At 72.0% G+C, this 22,032-nt stretch carries 18 protein-coding genes; 6 read left to right on the top strand and 12 right to left on the bottom strand.

The window, feature by feature from the left end; all coding sequences use genetic code 11:
- The first annotated feature begins 204 nt into the window (after positions 1-204).
- Positions 205-657 carry a hypothetical protein gene (locus tag QOM21_RS24735; RefSeq protein WP_407553223.1) on the top strand — a complete coding sequence of 151 codons (453 nt, stop codon included), beginning with the start codon at positions 205-207 and terminating at the stop codon, positions 655-657.
- On the opposite strand, the gene QOM21_RS24730 is transcribed toward QOM21_RS24735, so the two are convergent.
- A complete protein-coding gene (locus QOM21_RS24730) occupies positions 651-2,036 on the bottom strand; it encodes an MFS transporter (RefSeq protein WP_407555788.1) in 1,386 nt (461 codons plus the stop codon). The two genes, QOM21_RS24735 and QOM21_RS24730, sit on opposite strands and share 7 nt — an antisense overlap.
- Before the next feature lie 219 nt (positions 2,037-2,255).
- Entirely contained in the window at positions 2,256-3,590 is a 1,335-nt protein-coding gene (locus QOM21_RS24725) for a glucarate dehydratase family protein (protein ID WP_407553222.1), read from the bottom strand.
- A 336-nt stretch (positions 3,591-3,926) separates the two neighbouring features.
- Between QOM21_RS24725 and QOM21_RS24720 the strand changes: the two genes are divergently transcribed.
- Together QOM21_RS24720 and QOM21_RS24715 are read left to right on the top strand one after the other, a co-directional pair.
- Positions 3,927-4,721: an IclR family transcriptional regulator gene (locus QOM21_RS24720; RefSeq protein ID WP_407553221.1), complete on the top strand. Its 795-nt coding sequence runs from the start codon at positions 3,927-3,929 to the stop codon at positions 4,719-4,721.
- Between the two features lie 199 nt (positions 4,722-4,920).
- Complete coding sequence (locus QOM21_RS24715) at positions 4,921-5,736, top strand: HAD family acid phosphatase (RefSeq protein ID WP_407553220.1); 816 nt, start codon at positions 4,921-4,923, stop codon at positions 5,734-5,736.
- Between the two features lie 15 nt (positions 5,737-5,751).
- Here the strand turns inward: QOM21_RS24715 and QOM21_RS24710 are convergent, their stop codons facing one another.
- Positions 5,752-6,657 carry a ribonuclease Z gene (locus tag QOM21_RS24710; protein WP_407553219.1) on the bottom strand — a complete coding sequence of 302 codons (906 nt, stop codon included), beginning with the start codon at positions 6,655-6,657 and terminating at the stop codon, positions 5,752-5,754.
- An 18-nt stretch (positions 6,658-6,675) separates the two neighbouring features.
- On the bottom strand, positions 6,676-7,032 hold the full coding sequence (locus QOM21_RS24705) for a histidine triad nucleotide-binding protein (protein ID WP_407553218.1): 357 nt from the start codon (positions 7,030-7,032) through the stop codon (positions 6,676-6,678).
- A gap of 299 nt (positions 7,033-7,331) precedes the next feature.
- Between QOM21_RS24705 and QOM21_RS24700 the strand changes: the two genes are divergently transcribed.
- Positions 7,332-7,760 carry an OsmC family peroxiredoxin gene (locus tag QOM21_RS24700; protein WP_407553217.1) on the top strand — a complete coding sequence of 143 codons (429 nt, stop codon included), beginning with the start codon at positions 7,332-7,334 and terminating at the stop codon, positions 7,758-7,760.
- A 121-nt stretch (positions 7,761-7,881) separates the two neighbouring features.
- On the opposite strand, the gene QOM21_RS24695 is transcribed toward QOM21_RS24700, so the two are convergent.
- From QOM21_RS24695 to hrcA, 4 genes are all read right to left on the bottom strand, one after another.
- Positions 7,882-8,625 (bottom strand): 16S rRNA (uracil(1498)-N(3))-methyltransferase, encoded by a 744-nt coding sequence (locus QOM21_RS24695; RefSeq protein ID WP_407553216.1) that lies wholly within the window; start codon positions 8,623-8,625, stop codon positions 7,882-7,884.
- A complete protein-coding gene (locus tag QOM21_RS24690; RefSeq protein ID WP_407553215.1) occupies positions 8,622-9,716 on the bottom strand; it encodes a nitronate monooxygenase in 1,095 nt (364 codons plus the stop codon). Before QOM21_RS24690 ends, QOM21_RS24695 begins: the two co-directional genes overlap by 4 nt.
- Positions 9,717-9,826: 110 nt before the next feature.
- Positions 9,827-10,966: a molecular chaperone DnaJ gene (dnaJ, locus tag QOM21_RS24685; protein WP_393891867.1), complete on the bottom strand. Its 1,140-nt coding sequence runs from the start codon at positions 10,964-10,966 to the stop codon at positions 9,827-9,829.
- Positions 10,967-11,983, bottom strand: coding sequence for a heat-inducible transcriptional repressor HrcA (gene hrcA, locus QOM21_RS24680; protein WP_393891866.1), 1,017 nt, complete (start codon positions 11,981-11,983; stop codon positions 10,967-10,969).
- A 195-nt stretch (positions 11,984-12,178) separates the two neighbouring features.
- Here hrcA and QOM21_RS24675 point away from each other — a divergent pair, with 195 nt between their 5' ends.
- Together QOM21_RS24675 and QOM21_RS24670 are read left to right on the top strand one after the other, a co-directional pair.
- Positions 12,179-12,913 (top strand): MBL fold metallo-hydrolase, encoded by a 735-nt coding sequence (locus QOM21_RS24675; RefSeq protein WP_407553214.1) that lies wholly within the window; start codon positions 12,179-12,181, stop codon positions 12,911-12,913.
- 69 nt (positions 12,914-12,982) lie between these two features.
- Positions 12,983-13,819 (top strand): DUF3097 domain-containing protein, encoded by an 837-nt coding sequence (locus QOM21_RS24670; protein ID WP_407553213.1) that lies wholly within the window; start codon positions 12,983-12,985, stop codon positions 13,817-13,819.
- Positions 13,820-13,838: 19 nt separating this feature from the next.
- Here QOM21_RS24670 and hemW read toward each other — a convergent pair whose 3' ends face one another.
- The 4 genes from hemW to lepA form a co-directional block, all read right to left on the bottom strand.
- Entirely contained in the window at positions 13,839-15,071 is a 1,233-nt protein-coding gene (gene hemW, locus QOM21_RS24665) for a radical SAM family heme chaperone HemW (protein ID WP_407553212.1), read from the bottom strand.
- A gap of 48 nt (positions 15,072-15,119) precedes the next feature.
- Complete coding sequence (locus QOM21_RS24660; protein WP_407553211.1) at positions 15,120-17,267, bottom strand: SpoIIE family protein phosphatase; 2,148 nt, start codon at positions 17,265-17,267, stop codon at positions 15,120-15,122.
- 342 nt (positions 17,268-17,609) lie between these two features.
- Entirely contained in the window at positions 17,610-19,499 is a 1,890-nt protein-coding gene (locus tag QOM21_RS24655; protein ID WP_407553210.1) for an AMP-dependent synthetase/ligase, read from the bottom strand.
- A 343-nt stretch (positions 19,500-19,842) separates the two neighbouring features.
- The gene (gene lepA, locus QOM21_RS24650; RefSeq protein ID WP_407553209.1) at positions 19,843-21,717 is read right to left on the bottom strand and encodes a translation elongation factor 4; all 1,875 of its coding nucleotides are present in this window, start codon (positions 21,715-21,717) and stop codon (positions 19,843-19,845) included.
- Between the last annotated feature and the right edge of the window lie 315 nt (positions 21,718-22,032).

Below are 22,032 nucleotides of genomic sequence, written 5' to 3'. Positions count from 1 at the left end.
AGCCGTGCCACACCGTACGCGCGCGGACCCACCCCGCACAGGACCACGGCCGCAGCCGTGATCCCTCGGGCCGGTGGACGGTCGGGCCGGCGGTCCGCCTCGGACGTTAACGGGACGTTAGTCGTACGGCGACAGATCATCAGCGACGGCCGACAGTCTTGTTCCACGAACACCGAGCACCAGTCACAGAGAACGGGAAGACCCATGTCGCAGACCACCCTCCGCCTCGCCCGCAAGGCCGCCGCCGCCATGGTGATCACCGTCGCCGCGTTCGGGCTCACCGCCTGCCAGGACGGCGGCGCCGCCCCGTCCTCATCCGCCGCCTCCGCACCGGCCGCCAAGTCCTCCTCCCCCGAGACCAAGGCCGCCCAGGACTCGGCCGGCGAGGCGCCGACGGGCACCCCCGCGAAGTCCGGGACGAAGTGCACCGACCAGATCGACTACGCGGGCGACAACCGGTCCAACGCCGAGATCAACACCATCGGCGAGGAGACCGGCAACTGCCCGGCACCGGAAAAGGGCGACAAGCCCAAGGGCACCCCCAAGAAGCCCGGCACGAGCTGCACCGACCAGATCAACTACGCGGGCGACAACCGGTCCAACGCCGAGATCAACACCATCGGCGAGGAGACCGGCTACTGCCCGCCGGTTCAGTGAGCAGGGGAACCGGGCGCCGCGTCCGCCGGTGGATCGGCGGCTCCCGCCCCGGCGGTGGCGCTCACGGTGGCCGGAGCGGGCCCGGTGGCGGTGCGCCGGCCGCGCGGCCGGTCGTTGCGCCCGCCACCGCGGACCAGCGCGACGCTCAGCGCCGCCAGCACCCCCACCACCGACAGCCCGATCAGCCCGCCGCGGGTCGACCCGGTGGCGTCCTGCAGGATCCCGAACGCCGTCGGCGAGACGAAACCGCCGAGATTTCCCAGGGAGTTGACCAGCGCGATGGCCGGCGCCGCGACGCGGGCGTCCAGATAGCTCTGCGGAATGGTCCAGAAGACGGGTGAGGACGTCTTGAAGCCCATCGCCGCCAGACACAGCGCGACCAGCGCGAACCACGGGGAGACCAGGGTGGCGAGCAGGGTGCCGAGCGCGCCGAGCAGCAGCGTGCCGACCAGGAAGGGCCGTCGGCGGCCGGTACGGTCCGACGCCCGCCCGGTGACGTACACCGCGGCGATCGCGCACAGCCACGGCACCGCGACCAGCAGGCCGACCTCGAACTCCGAGAGCCCGCCGATGTCGTCGACGATGCTCGGCAGCCAGAAGGTGACGGCGTACAGGGCGAGGGAGATGGCGAAGTAGAGCCAGCAGAACAGCAGCATCTGAGGGTCGGTGAGCAGCCTCGTGCGGGAGACCTTCGCGGTGCCCCGCTCGGCGGTGCGGGCCGCCTGCTCGGCGTCGATGGCCGCCGCGAGGGCCGTCTTCTCCGGCGCGGTGAGCCAGGTGGCGTCCTCCAACCGGTTGTCCAGGAAGCGGAAGACGACCAGCCCGAGCAGCACCGACGCCAGGCCCTCCAGGAAGAACATCCACTGCCAGCCGCTGTGCCCGAGCAGTCCGTGCATCTCCAGCAGGGCGCCGGACAGCGGCCCGGCGATGACCGACGCGGTGCCCGAGCCCATCAGGAAGACCGCGGTGGCCCGGCCGCGGTCGGCGTCCGGCAGCCAGCGCGTGAAGTAGTAGATGACGGCGGGGAAGAAGCCGGCCTCGGCGACGCCGAGCAGGAAGCGCAGCGCGTAGAACATCTCGGTGCTGGTCACGAACGCCATGGCGGTGGCCACCAGGCCCCACGTGATCATGATGCGGGTGAGCCAGATCTTCGCCCCGAAGCGCTCCATCAGCATGTTGCTCGGCACTTCGAACAGGGCGTAGGCGACGAAGAACAGGCCCGCCCCGAAGCCGAACGCGGCGGCCGAGATCCCGACATCGGCCCGCAACTGGTCCTGCGCGAAGCCGATGTTGACGCGGTCGACGTAGTTGGCGACGAACATCACGAAGAAGAGCGGCACGACCCGCTTGAAGATCTTGCCGACGGCGCTGCGCACCATCGGATCCCGAAGGTCCTCAGGGGCCCGGGGGTCGTGCGAGGGGTCCGGTGGTGCGGGGTGCGCGGGCTCGTGGCTCACGTGCGACTCCGTTGTCTTCTGGCCGCCCGCCGTCGGGCGGCTGAGGAGGCCCGGCGTCCGAGGGCTCGTCCCTGCCCCCGCGGGCGCCGTGCCGGATGGGTGGGCGGCCCGGCCCGACGGCCGGGTCCGGGCCGCCCGGGGTCACCAGCGCGGAACCGCGGGGGTGACCCGGTCGGGGTCGGCCGCCCGCATGGCGGCGGCGTCGTCCCGGTCGTGGTGTGTGCCGTCGTCGGCCAGCCAGCGGCGGTGCAGCGCGGCGAGCCGGTCACGGTCGAGTTCGACGCCCAGACCGGGGGCGTCGCCCACGTCGATCCGGCCGTCGCGGAAGGTGAGGCGTTCGGTGAGGACGTCCTCGGTCTGCCAGGGGTAGTGGCTGTCGCAGGCGTGGTCGAGGTGGGGCACGGTCGCCGCGACCTGGGTCATGGCGGCGAGACTGATGCCCAGGTGGGTGTTGGAGTGCATGGACAGGCCGACCCCGAAGGTGCGGCAGACGGCGGCCAGTTCACGGGTGTTGCGCAGGCCGCCCCAGTAGTGGTGGTCGCAGAGCACGATCTGTACGGCGCCGCTGGTGAACGCCTCCGCGATCTCGTCGAACGTCGTGACGCACATGTTGGTCGCCAGCGGCACCCCGGCGCCCGCCGCCACCTCCGCCATCCGCGCGGTACCGCTCGCCGGGTCCTCCAGATACTCCAGGACGTCCCGCAGCTCGTGCGCGACCTCCAGCGAGGTCGGAACGCTCCAGGCGCCGTTGGGGTCCAGGCGCAGCGGCTGCCCCGGGAACTCGACGGCCAGCGCCCTGATCGCCGCGATCTCCCGCGCGGGTTCGAAGACGCCGCCCTTGAGCTTGAAGGACGTGAAGCCGTAGGTGTCGGCAAACCGGCGGGCCTGCGCCACGACGCCCGCCGGGTCCAGGGCCGCGCCCCAGTCGTCGCGCTCGCCGCGCCCGCCGGGGTGCTCGGCCCACCGGTAGAAGAGGTAGGCGCTGTAGTCGACGCGGTCGCGGACCTTGCCGCCGAGCAGGGCGTGCACCGGGAGGCCGGTGGCCCGGCCCCAGGCGTCCAGGCAGGCGACCTCGAAACCGGAGAGCACCGAGAGCCGCAGCTTGTCGGCGGTCTGCACACCGCGCAGCCCGCCCACGTCCACCGCCCCCGCGCCGGTCGCGGCCGGACCGCCGCAGACCTCGGCGGCCAGAGCGGGCAGCCCGTTCAGGTCGGTGACCGCGCGGCCGGTCAGCGCGCCGGCCAACGGGCGGGCCAGTTCCAGGTACTTGGTGTCCCCGTACGTCTCGCCCAGCCCGGTGGCGCCGCCCGCGGTGACCACCTCGATGATCAGCCGCGGGGTGTACGGCTGGTGTACGCCCTGGGTGTTCAGCAGCGGCGGGTCGGCGACCAGGACCGGGGTGAGCCGGACCTCGGTGATGGTGAGGTCCTTGGTGCCGGCGTTCGCCGCGGCAGAGGTGCCGGCGGGGTGGTTCATCGGGTGGCTCCTACGAGGTCGAGGCGGCTGTCGGGCCGGGCCGCCGGATCGGTGAGGTCGTCGGGGCCCGGGACGGTGAGCGGCGCCCGGACCGGGCGGACGGGCAGACCACGCGGCCGGGCCGTGGGCTTCACCGGCGAAACCGCGTATCCGGGCATCCGGTCACGCGGTGCGCACGGCGGCACGGGGGAAGCGGTCGGAAGCCTCTGATACCTCACGCTCACGGTCTCCGTATGTAGATGATGTCTACACTTGAAGATGGAGGCTAGGAAGCACGCCTCCCGGCGTCAAGACCCACGACCGCCCCGGATCCCGGGCTGCGCTTACGATCGGGCCATGACGGAGACCGGTGGCGTACGCGAGGTGAAGTCGGCGGCGCGCACCGTCGAGCTGCTGGAGGTGCTCGCCGCCCGCGGCGACCGCCCGGCCCGCCTGCGCGAACTCGCCGAGGAACTGGGCGTACCCCGCAGCTCCATGTACGCGCTGCTGCAGACCCTGATCGACCGCGGCTGGGTGCGCACCGATGCGACCGGCTCGCTCTACGGCATCGGCATCCGCGCGCTGCTGACCGGCACCAGCTATCTGGACAGCGACCCGCGGGTGCGGGCCGCCAGGCCGTACCTCGACGAGGCGTCCGAGACGCTGGGCGAGACCATCCACCTCGCCCGCCTGGACGGCGCGGACGTGGTCTATCTCGCCACCCGCGAATCGCACGAGTACCTGCGCACCTTCAGCCGCGTCGGGCGCCGGCTGCCCGCCCACGCCGGGGCCCTGGGCAAGGCACTCCTGGCCGACCGCACCCCCGGTGAACTCCCGCTCCCGGCAGGGCCGCTGGAGCAGCTGACGGAGAACACCCACACCGATCCGGCGTCACTCGCCGAGGATCTGGCGGCGGTGCGCGAGCGGGGCTACGCCATCGACCGCGAGGAGGGCGTCACCGGCATCACGGGCTTCGGCTTCGCCCTGCGCTGCGACACCCCCGCCACCGACGCCATCAGCTGCTCGGTGCCGGTCGCCCGGCTCACCCCGGCGCACGAGAGCCGGATCGTCGCGGTCATGCGGGAGATCCGGACGAAGATCGAGGCGATCGTGCCGCACGCGCAGGGCCCGGGCACCCCCGACTGGCGCTGATACCGCGCGCCTCACCCCGGCTCACCCGCGGCACACACCCCGAGCCGCTGACCGCAACCTTTACCAAGCATTGAATCTCCGCGCGTAGATAACGGAAATGAGGCTCTGTTAGACCTTCTGGGACCCCGTTGGACCCCCTGGGGAGCGCCGCGTCCGACGGCCACCCCGGGTCCCCCCACGCCTCCCGAAGGAGCCGCGCATGCCCGTCCCCGCCCCCTCACGTCGTGTCCGCCTGGGCGCCTCGGTGGTCGCCGCCCTCGTCGCCGGCACCGCCGCGTTCGGTATCGGCCAGGCCACCGCCGAACACTCCGTGCCCCGCACGGACAAGGAGATCCCCAACCTCACGCAGGTGCAGGACAAGATCAAGGCTTACTACGGCGACACGGTGACGGCCGACGGCGAGCACTACGCCTCCCCGGACAGCAACTACGCCCGCCAGGTGCACGGCATCGAGGCGAAGGCCCGCGCCTACCTGTCCGAGCAGCTCGCCCGGCAGCGGCCGGCCGCGGACCATGCCGGCAAGAAGCACGCCAAGCCCGCCATCGTCCTCGACATGGACGACACCACCCTGCTGACCTACAACTACGAGCTCCAGGTCGGCTTCCACTTCACCCCGGAGAGCCAGGACACGTACCTGGCCCACACCGACATGGACCCGGTATTCGGCATGAACCGGCTGGTCAACTGGGCCCGCGGCAAGGGCGCCGAGGTCTTCTTCCTCACCGGCCGCAAGGAAGCGCAGCGGGAGTGGAGCGTGCGCAACCTCGACAACGTCGGCTACGACGTCCCCCTGGACCGTACGCACGTGTACCTGCGGGACAAGGAGAACCCGCCCGCGTACCTGCCCTGCGGCGCCACCTGCTCGACCATCGAGTTCAAGTCCGGCACCCGCAAGCACATCGAGTCCCTCGGCTACGACATCGTCGCCAACTTCGGGGACCAGTACAGCGATCTGCGCGGCGGCGCCGCGGACCGCACCTTCAAGCTGCCCAACCCGATGTACTACCTGCCGTGATCCGGCGGAGGCCGGTCAGGTCCTCTTGGGCAGCGGCACGCGCATCAGGTCACGGGCGATGGTGAGTTCGCCGGTGAAGCCCGCTGCGCGTGCCTGCCGCTCGAACTCCTGCGGGTCGGAGTAGCGCTGCGAGAAGTGCGTCAGCACCAGATGCCGCACGCCCGCCGCGGCCGCCGCCTCCGCGGCCTGGCCGGCGGTCAGATGGCCGTGGTCGACCGCCAGCTGCACGTCCTCGTCGAGGAACGTGGACTCGATGACGAGCATGTCCGCGCCCTCGGCGAGCGCGTGGACCCCCGGGCACAGCCGGGTGTCCATCACGAACGCGAACCGCTGGCCGGTGCGGATCTCGCTGACCTCGTCGAGGGTGACGCCGTTCAGTTCGCCGTCGCGCAGCAGGCGGCCGACGTCCGGCCCGGAGATGCCGTGCGCGGCGAGCCGCTCCGGCAGCATCCGGCGGGCGTCGGGCTCCACGAGGCGGTAGCCGTAGGACTCGACCGGGTGCGAGAGCCTGTGCGCCTCCAGGACGTAGGACGCCGTCCGGTCCAGCTCGCCGTCGGCGCTCACCGGGAGCTGCGTCAGTTCGACCGTCTCGTGGTAGGCGGTGGCATGGCGCAGCCGGTCGAAGAAGTGCCCGCCGGTCGCCGGGTAATGAGCGGTGATGGGGTGCGGCACCCGGTCGAGGTTGATCCGCTGGATCACCCCGGCGAGCCCCAGCGAATGGTCGCCGTGGAAATGCGTGATGCAGATCCGGTTGAGGTCGTGCGCGGCGACCCCGGCACGCAGCATCTGCCGCTGCGTGCCCTCCCCCGGGTCGAAGAGCAGCCCCTGGCCGTCCCAGCGCAGCAGATAGCCGTTGTGGTTGCGGTGCCGGGTGGGCACCTGACTCGCGGTGCCGAGGACGACCAGCTCACGTACGGACAACGTCGACCCTCTGCCCCGTCAGACCAGTCGCTGGAGGTCGCGGCCGCCCAGCACGTGCGCATGGGCGTGGAAGACGGTCTGCCCCGCGCCGGGGCCGGTGTTGAAGACGATGCGGTAGCCGGTCGAGTCGACCTTCTCCTCGCCTGCCACCACCCCCGCCTCGCGCAGCACGTCGCCGGCGATCGCCGGTTCCGCCGCGGCCAGTTCCAGGGCGTTGGCGTAGTGGACCTTGGGGATCACCAGGACGTGGGTCGGGGCCTGGGGGTTGATGTCGCGGAAGGCGACGGTGGTCTCGGTCTCCCGGACGATGGTCGCCGGCACCTCCCCCGCCACGATCTTGCAGAACAGGCAGTCGGCCTGCGGTTCTCCCGCCACCGGTGGGCTCCTCCCGGGTCTTCGGCCGCCGCCGCGTCGCGCGGGGCGGGCCGTGTCGAGTTACGCCTCGGGCCGCGGCACGATCGTGTCGCGGCCTGTGCGGCATGCGCCGTACGCACGGTGCGTACGGCCTTGGATGCTACCGGGCGGCCCCCACCGGGCGTCGCAGCGACCAGGGATGACGGCCGCTGCGTCCGCCGCGCCGGACCGGCGGGACGGCTCCCGGGCCACCTGCCCCCGCGGATCACTAAGCTGGGTCCCGCAGACCGCTTATCGCCCACAACCGGGAGTTATGCACCATGGCAACCACGCGCACCGCCAAGACCCACTGGGAAGGCAACCTCCTGGAGGGCAAGGGCACCGTCGCCCTCGACTCCTCCAAGATCGGCACCTACGACGTCAGCTGGCCGGCCCGTACGGAGGAGCCGAACGGCGTCACCAGCCCCGAGGAGCTCATCGCGGCCGCCCACTCCTCCTGCTATTCCATGGCCTTCTCGCACGGCCTGGCCGGCAAGGGGTACACGGTGCAGTCCCTGGACACCCAGGCCGATGTCACCTTCAAGCCCGGCGAGGGCATCACGTCCATCGTGCTGACGGTGAAGGCCACCGTGCCGGGCCTGTCCGAGGGCGACTTCCAGGCCGCCGCCGCGGACGCCAAGGCCAACTGCCCGGTGAGCCAGGCGCTGACGGGCGTCAAGGACATCCGGCTCAACGCTCAGCTGGTCTGAGCCGGCGGCCGGCCCGTCACGCGGCGGGCCGGCCGTTTCACGGGCGTGCCCGGCCCCGCCGCGCGGAGCCGGGCAGGCCGCGCGGGAACGGGGGTGCGCCGGCGGGCCGTTGGGCGTCCGCTCAGCTCCAGCGCCCCGTGCGCCCCAGCAGCAGCGCCGTCGCGGCCGTGCCGGCGGTGGAGGTCCGCAGCACGCTCCTGCCGAGGCGGTACGGCGCGGCACCGGCCTCCGCGAACGCCGCGAGCTCCTCCGGGGAGACACCGCCTTCGGGGCCCACGACCAGCACGATGCCGCCCGTGGCGGGGAGTTCGGCGGTCGCCAGCGGCGTGCTGCCCTCCTCGTGGAGGACGGCCGCGAAGTCGGCACCGGCGAGCAGCGTGGCCACCTGCTTGGTCGTCAGCGGGTCCGTGACCTCGGGAAACGTCAGCCGCCGCGACTGCTTGCCGGCCTCCCGCGCGGTCGTACGCCACTTGCCGAGGGCCTTGGCGGCCCGCTCGCCCTTCCACTGCGTGACACAACGCGCCGCCGCCCACGGCACGATGACGTCCACACCGGTCTCGGTCATCGTCTCGACGGCCAGCTCGCCGCGGTCGCCCTTGGGGAGGGCCTGGACGACGGTGATCCGGGGCGCCGCGGGCGTCTCGGTGCGCAGGCCGTCGACCACGACGGTGAGACGGTCCTTGCCCTCGACGGCGGTGACCGTGCCCTCGGCACCGGTCCCACGGCCGTCCGTCAGCACCACCGCTTCGCCGACCCTCAGCCGGCGAACCGACACCGCGTGCCGCCCCTCCGGCCCGTCCACGGTCAGCGTGCCGCCGGCCCGTACGTCCGCGAGGGAGTCGACGAGGAAGACCGGCGCCGTCATGACGCGGCCCCCGCAGCGCCACGCGGCAACCCGGCGCGCGCGGCGACCAGTTCGTCCGCCAGCACCTCCACCAGACGGCCGGCGGGCATCTCGCGTGCCATCCGGTGCCCCTGCCCCGCCCACAGCGCCATGCCCTGGGCGTCGCCCGCCTTGGCCGCGGCCTTGCGCAGATCGGAGGTGAGGTGGTGCACGGCGGGGTAAGCAGCCGGGGCGTACGGGCCGTGCTCGCGCAGGAAACGGTTCACCAGGCCGCGGGCCGGGCGTCCGGAGAAGGCGCGGGTCAGCTCGGTGCGGGTGAACAGCGGGTTGGTCAGCGCCTGCTTGTGCAGGGTGTGGGCACCCGACTCGGGCGTGACGAGAAAGGCGGTGCCGAGCTGCGCCATGTCCGCGCCCGCGGCCAGCACGGCGGCGATCTGCGACCCGCGCATCAGCCCGCCCGCCGCGATGACCGGGATCTGCACCGCCTCGTGGACCTGCGCGACCAGCGAGAGCAGCCCGATGCCGGCACCGGTCCCGTCGGCCTGCGGGTCGTCGCGGTGAGTGCCCTGATGGCCGCCCGCCTCGACGCCCTGCACGCAGACCGCGTCCGCTCCCGACCACTGCGCGGCCTGCGCCTCGGCCGCGGTGGTGACGGTCACGACGGTGACCGTGCCGACCTCGGCGAACGCGTCGAAGACGGCGCGGGAGGGGCAGCCGAAGTGGAAGGAGACCACCGGCACCGGGTCCTCGCGCAGTATCGCCAGCTTGGCGTCGTAGCCGTCGTCCACACCGCCGCAGGGGTCGATCTCGCCCAACGGCGTCTCGTACCAGGTCGCCTCGCCGGCGAGCTGCTCGCGGTAGACCTCGACGGCCGCCATGTCGGCCAGCGCCGGCTGCGGCATGAAGAGGTTCACGCCGAAGGGCCGGTCGGTCAGCCCGCGCAGCTGCTTGATCTCCTGATACATGCCGTCGGCGGTCTTGTAGCCGCCGGCAAGGAAGCCGAGACCACCGGCTTCACAGACAGCGGCGGCGAGGTCCGGACAAGCGACGCCGCCCGCCATCGGGGCCTGCACGATCGGATGGCGGCAAAGATCGGTCAGCGCGGTGGGCATGACCACATCGTGTCACGCTCGCGACCGCGTCCAGAACCGGGTCCGCGCCGGTCCCGGAGGGGTTTCCCCCCGGAACCGGCGCGGTCCTTCGCCTGTCCGGCGCCGTCGGCCTAGCGGCCGTTGAAGGCGTCCTTCAGCCGCGAGAAAAGCCCCTGCTGCCCCGGTTGAAAGGTGCCCGTGGGGCGCTCTTCACCACGGAGCTTGGCCAGCCGCCGCAGCAGCTCTTCCTGCTCGGGGTCGAGCTTGGAGGGAGTCTGCACCTCGACGTGGACGATGAGGTCACCGCGGCCGCCGCCGCGCAGATGGGTCACACCGCGTTGGTGCAGCGGGATCGACTGGCCGGACTGCGTCCCGGGCCGTACGTCGATCTCCTCCATCCCGTCCAGCGTCTCCAACGGACACTTGGTGCCCAGAGCAGCCGCTGTCATCGGGATGGTGACCGTGCAGTGCAGATCGTCACCGCGCCGCTGGAAGACCGGGTGCGAGACCTCGTGGATCTCGACGTAGAGGTCGCCGGCGGGGCCGCCACCGGGGCCGACCTCGCCCTCCCCCGCGAGCTGGATGCGGGTGCCGTTGTCGACACCGGCAGGGATCTTGACGGTGAGCGTGCGGCGCGAGCGGATCCGCCCGTCGCCCGCGCACTCCGGGCACGGCGTCGGTACGACCGTGCCGAAGCCCTGGCACTGCGGGCACGGCCGGGACGTCATGACCTGGCCGAGGAAGGACCGGGTGACCTGCGAGACCTCACCGCGGCCGCGGCACATGTCGCAGGTCTGCGCCGAGGTCCCCGGCGCCGCGCCCTCGCCGCTGCACGTCGTGCAGACGACGGCGGTGTCGACCTGGATGTCCTTGGTCGTGCCGAAGGCGGCTTCGTTGAGGTCGATGTCCAGGCGGATCATGGCGTCCTGGCCGCGGCGGGTCCGCGAGCGCGGTCCGCGCTGCGAGGCCGTGCCGAAGAAGGCGTCCATGATGTCGGAGAAGTTGCCGAAGCCGGCGCCGAAGCCGCCCGCTCCCGCACCGCCGCCGCCCGCCTGCGAGAGCGGGTCGCCGCCGAGGTCGTAGACCTGCTTCTTCTGCGGGTCCGACAGCACCTCGTAAGCGGCGTTGATCTCCTTGAACCGCTCCTGGGTCTTCGGATCCGGGTTCACGTCCGGGTGCAGCTCGCGCGCCAGCCGGCGGAAGGCTTTCTTGATCTGGTCCTGCGAGGCGTCACGGCTGATACCGAGGACCGAGTAATAATCCGTGGCCACTTACGACTCCGCGAGGATTTGTCCGACGTAACGTGCCACTGCGCGTACCGCTCCCATCGTTCCGGGGTAGTCCATGCGGGTCGGTCCGACCACGCCGAGTTTGGCGACTGCCTCGTCGCCCGAACCGTAGCCGACCGCGACGACCGATGTGGACGCCAGGCCTTCATGGGCATTCTCATGCCCGATACGTACGGTCATGCCCGAGTCCTTGGCCTCCCCGAGCAGCTTGAGGAGCACGACATGCTCCTCAAGGGCCTCGAGCACCGGCCGGATGGTCAGGGGGAAGTCGTGACCGAAGCGCGTGAGATTGGCGGTTCCGCCGATCACGAGTCGCTCCTCGGTCTCCTCCACCAGAGTCTCCAGCAAGACCGACAGCACTGTCGAGACGGTGCCGCGGTCGTCCTGCTCGAAGGATTCCGGGAGATCCTGCACCAGCTGCGGCACATCCGCGAATCGGCGCCCCACGACCCGGCTGTTCAGCCGCGCCCGCAGATCCGCCAGCGAGGCCTCACCGAACGGCGAGGGGCAGTCGACCAGGCGCTGCTCGACGCGGCCGGTGTCCGTGATCAGGACGAGCATCAGCCGGGCCGGCGCCAGCGAGAGCAGCTCGACATGCCGCACCGTGGACCGCGTCAGCGACGGGTACTGCACGACCGCGACCTGCCGGGTCAGCTGCGCCAGCAGCCGGACCGTGCGGCCCACCACGTCGTCGAGGTCGACGGCGCCGTCGAGGAAATTCTGGATCGCCCGCCGCTCCGGGGAGGACAGCGGCTTGACGCCGGCCAGCTTGTCGACGAACAGGCGGTACCCCTTGTCGGTGGGAATCCGCCCCGCGCTGGTGTGCGGCTGGGCGATGAATCCCTCGTCCTCCAGGGCCGCCATGTCGTTGCGGACCGTGGCCGGGGAGACCCCGAGCTGATGGCGTTCGGTGAGCGCCTTGGAGCCGACCGGCTCCTCCGTCCCGACATAGTCCTGAACGATGGCGCGCAGCACCTCGAGCCTGCGCTCACTGAGCATCCCGCGCACCTCCTGTCCGGGCGTCCTGCCGCTTCGTCTTCCCTGGCACTCACACGGGCCGAGTGCCAGGCCCTGAGCCAGTGTACGGCCGGGTAGCAAGGCTTGGGCAAGGCCGGCCGTACCGAGTCCCTACCCCAGGGCGGTGATCATCAGGTCTGCCGGGCAACGCTATCGCGATGGAGCTAGCGTCTCGGTATGCGCATTGATTGGGAAGAGGCCGGATGGGAACGGCTCGGTGACGGTCTTGCCCGACGCCGCATGCCCGGCTGGGACGAGACGGTCGGGGTGATCGCCGGTGCGACCGGCGTGATGATCGTCGACACCGGCGCGACGCTCCGCGACGGCGCCGACCTGCGCCGTACGATCCGCGGGCTGCTCGGCCGGGAAGTGACGCATGTCGCTCTCACCCACCCGCACTTCGACCATGTGCTGGGCACCGCGGCCTTCGCCGGCGTCGAGGTCTTCGGCGCGGCCGGGCTGGCCGACCTGCTGCGGCGCGAGCGCGATGAGCTGCGGCAGTCCGCGGTGCACCACGGCGTCGACCGGGACGCCGCCGCCGAGGCCGCCGATCTCGTCGTCGCCCCGCACCACCACGTCCACGGCGAACTGACCGTCGACCTGGGCGACCGGCAGGTGCTGCTCGCCAACGTCGGCCCCGGCCACACCGCCCACGACATGGCCGTCCTGGCACCCGGCGGCCGCGGCGAACCCGAGGTCGTCTTCTGCGGCGACCTCGTCGAGGAGTCCGGTGAGCCGGCCGCGGGCCGGGACGCGCTGCCCGCGCAGTGGCCGGCCGCGCTGGACCGGCTGCTCGCCCTCGGCGGCGAGGACGCGGTGTACGTGCCGGGGCACGGAGCCGTGGTGAATGCCGGGTTCGTCCGTGACCAACGTGACGCGCTGGCAACCCGTTTCGGCGTGTCCCCCGGCTGACCGGCCCGCGGCCTCTGTCTTCCGTCCCGTCCTTCCCCTCACCTGCCGTGCGTCACAGAACAGGTCCTCATGCAGAGCAAGCGCTACAGCCCCGACCTCACCCCGCCGTGGAAGAAGCAGCGGCCCGCCCCCGAGGTGCCCGCGGAGCCCGATCTGGTGGTCGAGGAGGTCACGTCGGGCTTCTGCGGGGCGGTGATCCGCTGCGAGAAGACCTCCCAGGGCCCGACGGTGACCCTGGAGGACCGGTTCGGCAAGCACCGGGTGTTCCCCATGGAACCGCGCGGCTTCCTGCTTGAGGGCCGGGTCGTCACCCTCGTACGGCCCCAGGGGCGGCCCGCCGCGAGCGCCCCGGCACGGACCGCGTCCGGCTCCGTCGCCGTCCCCGGTGCCCGCGCCCGGGTCGCGCGGGCGGGACGGATCTACGTGGAGGGCCGGCACGACGCCGAGCTGGTCGAGCGCGTCTGGGGCGACGATCTGCGCATCGAGGGCGTCGTCGTGGAGTATCTGGAGGGCATCGACGATCTGCCGGCGATCGTCCGCGGCTTCGCGCCAGGACCCGACGCCCGCCTCGGCGTCCTCGTCGACCACCTGGTCCCGGGGTCCAAGGAGTCCCGCCTGGCCGCCGAGGTCACCGGCGCCGACACCCTCGTCGCCGGCCACCCCTACATCGACGTCTGGGAGGCCGTGAAGCCGTCGTCGGTCGGCATCCCGGCCTGGCCGACGGTGCCCCGCGGCCAGGACTGGAAGACCGGGATCTGCCGCGCCCTGGGCTGGCCGGACAACACCGGCGCCGCCTGGCAGCGGATCCTGTCCTGCGTCCGCTCGTACAAGGACATCGAGCCGGCGCTCCTGGGGCGGGTCGAGGAGCTGATCGACTTCGTGACGGAACCGGGGATGAGGGAGTAGCGACCTGCTCGCCCGCGGGTCAGTCGACCAGGTCGCGCACCACCGCGTCCGCCAGCAGGCGGCCGCGCAGGGTCAGCACGGCGCGGCCGCGCTCGTACGGGCCGGACTCCAGGAGGCCGTCGGCCAGGGCACGGGCGGCCGCGCGGGCGCCCGCGGGGGCGAGCAGGTCCAGGGGGCAGCCGTCGGAGAGCCGGAGTTCGAGCAGGATGCGCTCCACCCTGCGGTCCTCGTCGGGCAGGATCTCGCGCCCGGCGCCCGGGGAGCGGCCCTCGGCCAGAGCCTGCGCGTAGGCGCCGGGGTGCTTGACGTTCCACCAGCGCACGCCGCCGACGTGGCTGTGTGCCCCGGGGCCCGCGCCCCACCAGTCCGCGCCGGTCCAGTACAGCTCGTTGTGCCGGCACCGGCCGGCGTCCGAGGTCGCCCAGTTGGAAACCTCGTACCAGGTGAAACCGGCCGCGGCCAGGCGTTCCTCGGCGATCAGATAGCGGTCGGCGTGCACGTCGTCGTCGGTCATCGGGACCTCGCCCCGGCGGATCCGGCGGGCCAGCTGCGTGCCCTCCTCGACGATCAGCGCGTAGGCGGAGACATGGTCGGGGCCGGCGGCGATCGCGGCGTCCAGCGAGGCCCGCCAGTCGTCGTCGCTCTCGCCCGGCGTGCCGTAGATCAGATCGAGGTTGACGTGCTCGAAGCCGGCCGCGCGCGCCTCGGCGACGCATGCCTCGGGGCGGCCCGGGGTGTGCGTGCGGTCGAGGACCTTCAGTACGTGCTGCCGCGCGCTCTGCATGCCGAAGGAGACCCGGTTGTAGCCGGCCTCCCGCAGCTCGGCGAGGTAGCGCGGATCGACGGATTCCGGGTTGGCCTCGGTGGTGATCTCGGCGTGCGGCGCGAGGCCGAACTCCTCGCGGATGGCCGCCAGCATCTTTCCGAGGTCGGCCGCGGGCAGCAGCGTCGGGGTGCCGCCGCCGACGAAGACCGTCTCGACCGGCCGGGGGTCGTCCCCCAGCACCTTGCGGGCCAGCCGGATCTCCGCCACGACGTGGTCGGCGTAGTTGTCGCGGGAGGCGAGGGCGCCGCCGGAGCCCCGCAGCTCGCTCGCGGTGTAGGTGTTGAAGTCGCAGTAGCCGCAGCGGGTCGCGCAGTACGGCACGTGCAGATAGAAGCCGAGGGGCCGCCCGGCCGCCCCCGCCAGCGCATGACCGGGCAGCGCCCCGTCCTCGGGCATCGGCTCACCATCAGGCAGTGCGGAAGGCATGGAGTCCATTGTCCGTCATCCGCACCCGGGCTCGGTCCGCGCGCCCTGCTACGCCGGCCCGACCGCCGCCGCCTGGAGGACCAGCAGGGCCAGATCGTCGTCGGGCGGTGTCGGCGCGAAGGCGTGGACCGTGCTGCGGATGTGCTCGGCGATGGCACCGGCGCCGAGGCCGCTACAGGCCGCGAGGGCGGTCGTCAGACCCTCCTCGTCGTCGAACTGGCGCCGCCCCGAGCGGCGCTCGGTCACCCCGTCGGTGACGCACAGCAGCGTCTCACCGGGGCACAGGTCGAACGACTCGCTCACATACGAGGAGTCCTCCACCACGCCCAGCAGCATCTGCGGCACCGCGACGACGCGTACCGCGCCGTCCGCACCCAGCACCAGCGGCAGCGGATGGCCGGCGCTGGCGAGGGTGCAGCGGGCGCCGCCGGAGCCGTTGCGGTACGGCACGATCTCGCCGTAGAGCAGCGACAGGAAGCGCGCCTGCTCGCCCTCGTCGCGGATCTCGACCGGCGCCTCGGCGCCCGCACCGGCCGCCGCGACCGCCGCCGCGACCGCCGCCACCGAGTCCGCGGCCTCCCGCGCCATGGTCTTGTTGAGCCGGTCCAGCACCTCGGCGACGCCGAAGCCGTCCCGGGCCAGCAGCCGCAGGACCGGCCGCGCCAGCCCGGTGACGGCGGCCGCCTCGGGACCGCTGCCGCAGACGTCACCGAGCGCGAAGCACCAGCGGCCGTCGCCCGCGTCGAACAGGTCCCAGAAGTCCCCGCCCGCCCAGGCGCCCTCGCGCGGTTCGTAGACGACCGCCGACTCCACCCCGGGCACCTGGGCGCGCCCACGGGGCAGCAGGCGGCGTTGCAGAACCTGGCTGATGCGCTCCTGCCGGCTGTAGGCGCGGGCCGTGGCGACGGCGCGGGCGACCCGGCGGCAGAGATCCTCGATCAGGCCGACCACCTCGTCGGGGAACCGTGGCAGGCCGCCGCGGCCGAGCAGCAGGGTGCCGAGCCGCCGTCCGCCGGCCACCAGCGGGCACGCCAGGGCCGCACCGCCCTCGCCGTACGGTTCGTGCGGCCAGGGGACCGCGGTGGGCAGCTGGTCGAGGGCGCCGCCGCGGGCCGCGGCAGGCGGCGGATCCTTCTCCAGAGCCGCGCGGAGCGCGTCGGTCCGGCTCTCGTTGGAGTGCCAGACGCGGGCCAGCCGCTGCGTCTCCCCCGCCGCGTCGATGCCCCGCCCGGGGGCGCCGCCGTCGCCGTCGTACAGCCACACCGCGCACCAGTCGGCGAGCCGCGGCACGCTCAACTGGGCGGCGAGCGAGGCGACCTGGTCGGCGTCCAGCTGGCCGGAGAGCAGGTCGGACGCCTCGGCGAGGAAGGAGAGCGCCCCGTGGTGGATCCACTCCGCGTCGGAGTGCTGCCGGGCGGTCCGGCGCGGCGCCGGGGCCAGCAGCTCGGCGGCCCGCAGCTCGCGTTGCAGCATCTGGTGGTCGAAGAAGATCTCCGGCTCGGGCCGGGCCGCGCCCTCCGGCGTCCCGACCGGGAGGCGGAACCACACGGTCTTCATGGCGCGGCGGTAGGTGATGCCCCAGGACTCGGCGACCGCGCTGACCAGCTGCAAGCCGTGGCCGTCGCCTTCCGGGGCCGCGCCGTCCTCCCGGCCGCGCACCGGCCGCGCCGGGTGGTGGTCGGACACCTCGATGACGACGCCCGGGTGGTCGGCCTCTTCCGCGTCGTCCGTGGGAAGCGCGCCCTCGGTGGCCTGCGCGCCCGCGTGCGCCGCCGATCCGCCGTCCTCCGGCCCGCCGATCGCCTGAGGGCTCCCGGGCGCCGCCTGCTCCTCCGGCGCCCCGGGTTCCAGGCGGCAGCGCAGCTCCACGGCCGTACCGGCGTGCACCACGGCGTTCGTGACCAGCTCACTGACCAGCAGCACCGCCTCGTCCGCCAGCCGGCCCGTGAGCCCCTCCGCGCTCGGCAGCCCTTGGGCGGCCCAGTCGTCGAACGCGGTCCTGATGAACTGCCGGGCATCGGCCGCGGCCCTCGGATCCCCGGGGAGGCGGGCCCGCCGGGAACGGGCGGCGCCCGCGACAGGGCCCTGGAAGACCGCACCGGCGGCTTCCGCAGGCGGCGCCCCGCGGGTGCCGCTGCCGGCCACCGCACCCGTCCCTGTGACGTCGTCCCGCTGGGATGAAGTTGTCGTCCGCATTGCGCAACTCCCGAGCAGCTCCGCTACGGCGCCGGATGCGCCACCGACAGAGTGACAGAACGAGCGCACCCATAAGCACCGAGTGACCGAAGTCCGTGGTCACAGGGGGTGCCGAGGGCCTGGGCGAGGGGGACCGCGGGGCGAGGACGAACCACTCGTACGGGCCACTGCCGCGACGGGGCGTGTGCGGCTGACGGGGTGGACGGGGCGCATGTGCAGCGCCGAACGGGTCCCGGCAGGGCTCGGCGCAGCGGTGCGGAGTCGGGCACCGGTACGGCGCGGGGCGGTGCGGAGCGGCTCCCGCCACCCGCACCGCCCCGCGCGGCAGATCGTCGGGCGCCGCTACGCCTCCACCGACCCCGCGTACATGTCGTCGAGCAGATCCTTGAACGTCCGCTCCACCACCGGCCGCTTGACCTTGAGGCTGGGAGTCACCTCGCCGTGCTCGATGTCCAGGTCCCGCGGCAGCAGGCGGAACTTGCGGATCTGCTGCCAGCGCTGCAGACCCTCGTTGACCCGCTCGACATAACCGTCGACCAGTGCGCGGACCTGCTCGGAGGCGACGACCTCGGCGTAGGTCCGGCCCTCCAGGCCGTGCTCCTTCGCCCAGCCCATGATCGTCGGCTCGTCCAGGGCGATCAGCGCGGTGCAGAAGTTCCGGTTGGCGCCGTGCACCAGCACGTTGGAGACGAACGGACAGACCGCCTTGAACTGGCCCTCCACCTCGGCCGGGGCGATGTACTTGCCGCCGGAGGTCTTGATGAGGTCCTTCTTGCGGTCGGTGATCCGCAGGTAGCCGTCGTCGGACAGCTCCCCGATGTCGCCGGTGTGGAACCAGCCGTCGGACTCCAGGACCTCGGCGGTCTTGTCGGGCAGCCCGTGGTAGCCCTCCATGATGCCGGGGCCGCGCAGCAGGATCTCGCCGTCCTCGGCGATCCGCACCTCGGTACCGGGCAGCGGCTTGCCGACGGTGCCGGTGCGGTACGCCTCACCGGGGTTGACGAAGCTGGCGGCGCTGGACTCCGTCAGGCCGTAGCCCTCCAGGATGTGGATGCCGGCGCCGGCGAAGAAGTACCCGATCTCCGGGGCGAGCGCGGCCGAGCCGGAGACCGCCGCGCGCAGCCGGCCACCGAAGGCCTCCCGCAGCTTGCCGTAGACGAGGGTGTCGGCGACCTTGTGCTTGGCGCCGAGCGCGAACGGCACCGAGGCGCTGCCGGTGCGGCGGAAGTTGTCCTGCGAGACCTTGGCGTACTCGCGGGCCACTCCGGCCGCCCACTGGAAGATCTTGTACTTCGCGCCGCCGCCCTCCCGGGCCTTGGCCGCGACGCCGTTGTAGACCTTCTCGAAGATCCGGGGGACGGCGGCCATGTACGTCGGCTGCACCACCGGGAGATTCTCGATGATCTTGTCCACACGGCCGTCGACGGCGATCACGTGACCGACCGCGACCTGGCCGGCGGTGAGCACCTTGCCGAAGACGTGCGCCAGCGGCAGCCACAGGTACTGCACGTCCTCCTCGGCGACCATCCCGGTCGACTGGATCGCGCGGGCCATGTACGACCAGCAGTCGTGCGTCAGCCGTACGCCCTTGGGCCGGCCGGTGGTGCCGGAGGTGTAGATCAGGGTCGCCAGCTGGTCGGCGCGCAGCGCGGCGACCTGCTCGGTGACACAGTCCGGGTGCTCCTGGAGGTAGGCGGCGCCGCGCTTCTCCAGGTCGGCGAGGGAGAGCACCCAGCCGTCGGGGTCCTCCTCGGCGGGCTGTGCGTCCGCCTCCTCGATGACGATGACATGGGCCAGGTCGGGCAGCTCCGCCCGCTTCTCGCGGGCCTTGGCGAGCTGCCCCGCGTCCTCCGCGATCAGGATCCGGCTGCCGGAGTCGGCGAGGATGTAGGCGGTCTCCTCGGTGTTGGTGCTGGGGTAGACCGTGGTGGTGGCGGCGCCGGAGCACAGCACACCCAGGTCGGCCAGGACCCATTCGACCCGGGTGGAGGAGGCGAGCGCCACCCGCTCCTCGGGGTTGACGCCGAGGGCGATCAGACCGGCGGCGGTGGCGAGGACCCGCTCGGCGGCCTGCGCCCAGGTGATCGTCTTCCAGTCGTCCGGCCCCTCGCCCGAGGCGGCCGGCACCGGATAGCGATAGGCCTCGATATCGGGCGTGGCCGCGACCCGTTCCAGGAACAGGGTCGCCACCGAAGGCGGCCGGTTTTCGATCAGCGTGTGGGTGTCCGTCACGGCATCCTCCGGGGCCCGCTTCGTTGCTGGTGACTCGCGAGTAACCTTTGAGCAGTGATCAGACTAGAGCGCGTTGCGCCGACACGTAAGGGGCTACGGCCGACTCGTTCACGATGTGACCAGTGCGATAGATGTACAGGGCATTCTTGAGGCTCGACAGAGAGCCCCTCCTCCCGGGAAACCGCAGGTCACGACAGGTAGCACCGGGACGGCGTCGCCGGAACGTAACGCTCCGTATTTCTTCCGGAGCCCACTCTTACAGCCGACAGGGCGCAGGTCCACCGGAGACCTGCGCCCTGCTCAACTCTGACGAAATGCCCTACGGCGATGCTTTCCCGGCGGACTACTTCTTCGCCTTGGTGTCACCGTCGGAGTCCGAGGACAGCACCGCGATGAAGGCCTCCTGCGGGACCTCCACACTGCCGACCATCTTCATCCGCTTCTTGCCTTCCTTCTGCTTCTCCAGCAGCTTCCGCTTACGGGAGATGTCACCGCCGTAGCACTTGGCGAGGACGTCCTTGCGGATGGCGCGGATGGTCTCGCGGGAGATGACCCGGCTGCCGATGGCGGCCTGGACCGGGATCTCGAACGCCTGCCGCGGGATCAGCTCGCGCAGCTTGGCGACCAGCCGCACGCCGTACGCGTACGCCTTGTCCTTGTGCGTGATCGCGGAGAACGCGTCGACCTTGTCGCCGTGCAGCAGGATGTCGACCTTCACCAGGTCGGCGATCTGCTCACCGGTGGGCTCGTAGTCCAGGGAGGCGTAGCCGCGGGTCTTGGACTTGAGGCTGTCGAAGAAGTCGAAGACGACCTCGGCGAGCGGCAGGGTGTAGCGGATCTCGACGCGGTCCTCGGAGAGGTAGTCCATGCCGAGCAGCACACCGCGGCGGTTCTGGCACAGCTCCATGATCGAGCCGATGAACTCGCTCGGCGCCAGGAGCGTTGCCCGGACGACCGGCTCGTGCACCTTGTCGATCTTGCCGGTCGGGAACTCGCTGGGGTTGGTGACGATGTGCTCGGTGCCGTCCTCCATGTCCACCCGGTAGACCACGTTGGGCGCGGTGGCGATCAGGTCGAGCCCGAACTCCCGCTCCAGGCGCTCACGGATGACCTCCAGGTGCAGCAGGCCGAGGAAGCCGACGCGGAAACCGAAGCCGAGGGCCGCGGAGGTCTCCGGCTCGTAGACCAGCGCGGCATCGTTGAGCTGGAGCTTGTCCAGCGCCTCGCGCAGCTCCGGATAGTCCGAGCCGTCCAGCGGATACAGCCCCGAGAACACCATCGGCTTGGGGTCCTTGTAGCCGCCCAGCGCCTCGGTGGCACCGTTGTTGAGCTGGGTGATGGTGTCGCCGACCTTGGACTGGCGGACGTCCTTCACACCGGTGATGAGATAGCCCACCTCGCCGACGGACAGGCCGTCGGCGGGCTTCATCTCGGGGGAGTTCGTGCCGATCTCCAGCAGCTCGTGCGTGGCGCCGGTCGACATCATCCTGATGCGCTCGCGCTTGCCGAGCGTGCCGTCGACGACCTTGACGTACGTCACCACGCCTCGGTAGGCGTCGTAGACCGAGTCGAAGATCATCGCGCGGGCCGGGGCGTCCTTGACGCCGACGGGGGCCGGCACCTCGCGGACCACCTTGTCCAGGAGCTCGCCCACGCCGACACCGGTCTTGGCGGAGACCCGCAGCACGTCCTCGGGCTCACAGCCGACGAGGTTCGCCAGTTCGGCGGCGAACTTCTCCGGCTGGGCGGCCGGCAGGTCGATCTTGTTGAGGACCGGGATGATCGTGAGGTCGTGCTCCATCGCGAGGTACAGGTTGGCGAGCGTCTGGGCCTCGATGCCCTGAGCGGCGTCGACCAGGAGAATGCAGCCCTCGCACGCGGCGAGCGAGCGGGAGACCTCGTAGGTGAAGTCGACGTGGCCCGGGGTGTCGATCATGTTGAGAATGTGGGTTGTCCCACTCTTCTCCTCCCCCTCACCGGGGGCCCAGGGCAGACGGACCGCCTGGGACTTGATCGTGATGCCCCGCTCGCGCTCGATGTCCATGCGGTCGAGGTACTGCGCGCGCATCTGCCGCTGGTCGACGACACCGGTGAGCTGAAGCATCCGGTCGGCGAGCGTCGACTTGCCGTGGTCGATGTGCGCGATGATGCAGAAGTTACGGAGGAGAGCCGGGTCGGTACGGCTCGGCTCCGGCACGTTCGTTGGGGTCGCGGGCACGCAGGGTCCATTCAGTGAACGCAGGTAAGCGGAACTCGGGCGGTCTTACGGATCAGGGCGGAACGGGCCGCGTCGTCCGGTACGGCACGTCGCCGGCGACGGACCTTCCGCGCAAGGGGTCTGCCCGGAAAGTTCCGACGATGCCGCGAGGTACCGTGCCGGACGCCGCGGACCCGCCGTGGTCCGTAGGACGCACCCGCGGGTGTGACGTCTCCCCCATCGTCCCATGAGCGGCGGCCTCGGTCCGGTTTGGGACGCCGCGAAGCCTGCTGGTAGCCTGGTCCACTGCGCTTCGTGCCCTCTCAAGTGCGCGGC

Origin of the sequence: Streptomyces sp. Pv4-95, from assembly GCF_045782725.1 — a bacterium.
In the GTDB taxonomy this organism is placed as follows: Bacteria; Actinomycetota; Actinomycetes; order Streptomycetales; family Streptomycetaceae; genus Streptomyces.
Note: the sequence above shows the minus strand (reverse complement) of the source record. Positions and strands in the feature narration are given on the sequence as shown.

What these genes read in the sequence shown, in the direction of transcription:
- QOM21_RS24735 (WP_407553223.1), top strand. Translation starts at nt 205, where the DNA reads ATGTCGCAGACCACCCTCCGCCTCGCCCGCAAGGCCGCCGCCGCCATG.
- QOM21_RS24730 (WP_407555788.1), bottom strand. Translation starts at nt 2,036, where the DNA reads ATGGTGCGCAGCGCCGTCGGCAAGATCTTCAAGCGGGTCGTGCCGCTC.
- QOM21_RS24725 (WP_407553222.1), bottom strand. Translation starts at nt 3,590, where the DNA reads ATGAACCACCCCGCCGGCACCTCTGCCGCGGCGAACGCCGGCACCAAG.
- QOM21_RS24720 (WP_407553221.1), top strand. Translation starts at nt 3,927, where the DNA reads ATGACGGAGACCGGTGGCGTACGCGAGGTGAAGTCGGCGGCGCGCACC.
- QOM21_RS24715 (WP_407553220.1), top strand. Translation starts at nt 4,921, where the DNA reads ATGCCCGTCCCCGCCCCCTCACGTCGTGTCCGCCTGGGCGCCTCGGTG.
- QOM21_RS24700 (WP_407553217.1), top strand. Translation starts at nt 7,332, where the DNA reads ATGGCAACCACGCGCACCGCCAAGACCCACTGGGAAGGCAACCTCCTG.
- QOM21_RS24695 (WP_407553216.1), bottom strand. Translation starts at nt 8,625, where the DNA reads ATGACGGCGCCGGTCTTCCTCGTCGACTCCCTCGCGGACGTACGGGCC.
- QOM21_RS24690 (WP_407553215.1), bottom strand. Translation starts at nt 9,716, where the DNA reads ATGCCCACCGCGCTGACCGATCTTTGCCGCCATCCGATCGTGCAGGCC.
- hrcA (WP_393891866.1), bottom strand. Translation starts at nt 11,983, where the DNA reads ATGCTCAGTGAGCGCAGGCTCGAGGTGCTGCGCGCCATCGTTCAGGAC.
- QOM21_RS24675 (WP_407553214.1), top strand. Translation starts at nt 12,179, where the DNA reads ATGCGCATTGATTGGGAAGAGGCCGGATGGGAACGGCTCGGTGACGGT.
- QOM21_RS24670 (WP_407553213.1), top strand. Translation starts at nt 12,983, where the DNA reads ATGCAGAGCAAGCGCTACAGCCCCGACCTCACCCCGCCGTGGAAGAAG.
- hemW (WP_407553212.1), bottom strand. Translation starts at nt 15,071, where the DNA reads ATGCCTTCCGCACTGCCTGATGGTGAGCCGATGCCCGAGGACGGGGCG.
- QOM21_RS24660 (WP_407553211.1), bottom strand. Translation starts at nt 17,267, where the DNA reads ATGCGGACGACAACTTCATCCCAGCGGGACGACGTCACAGGGACGGGT.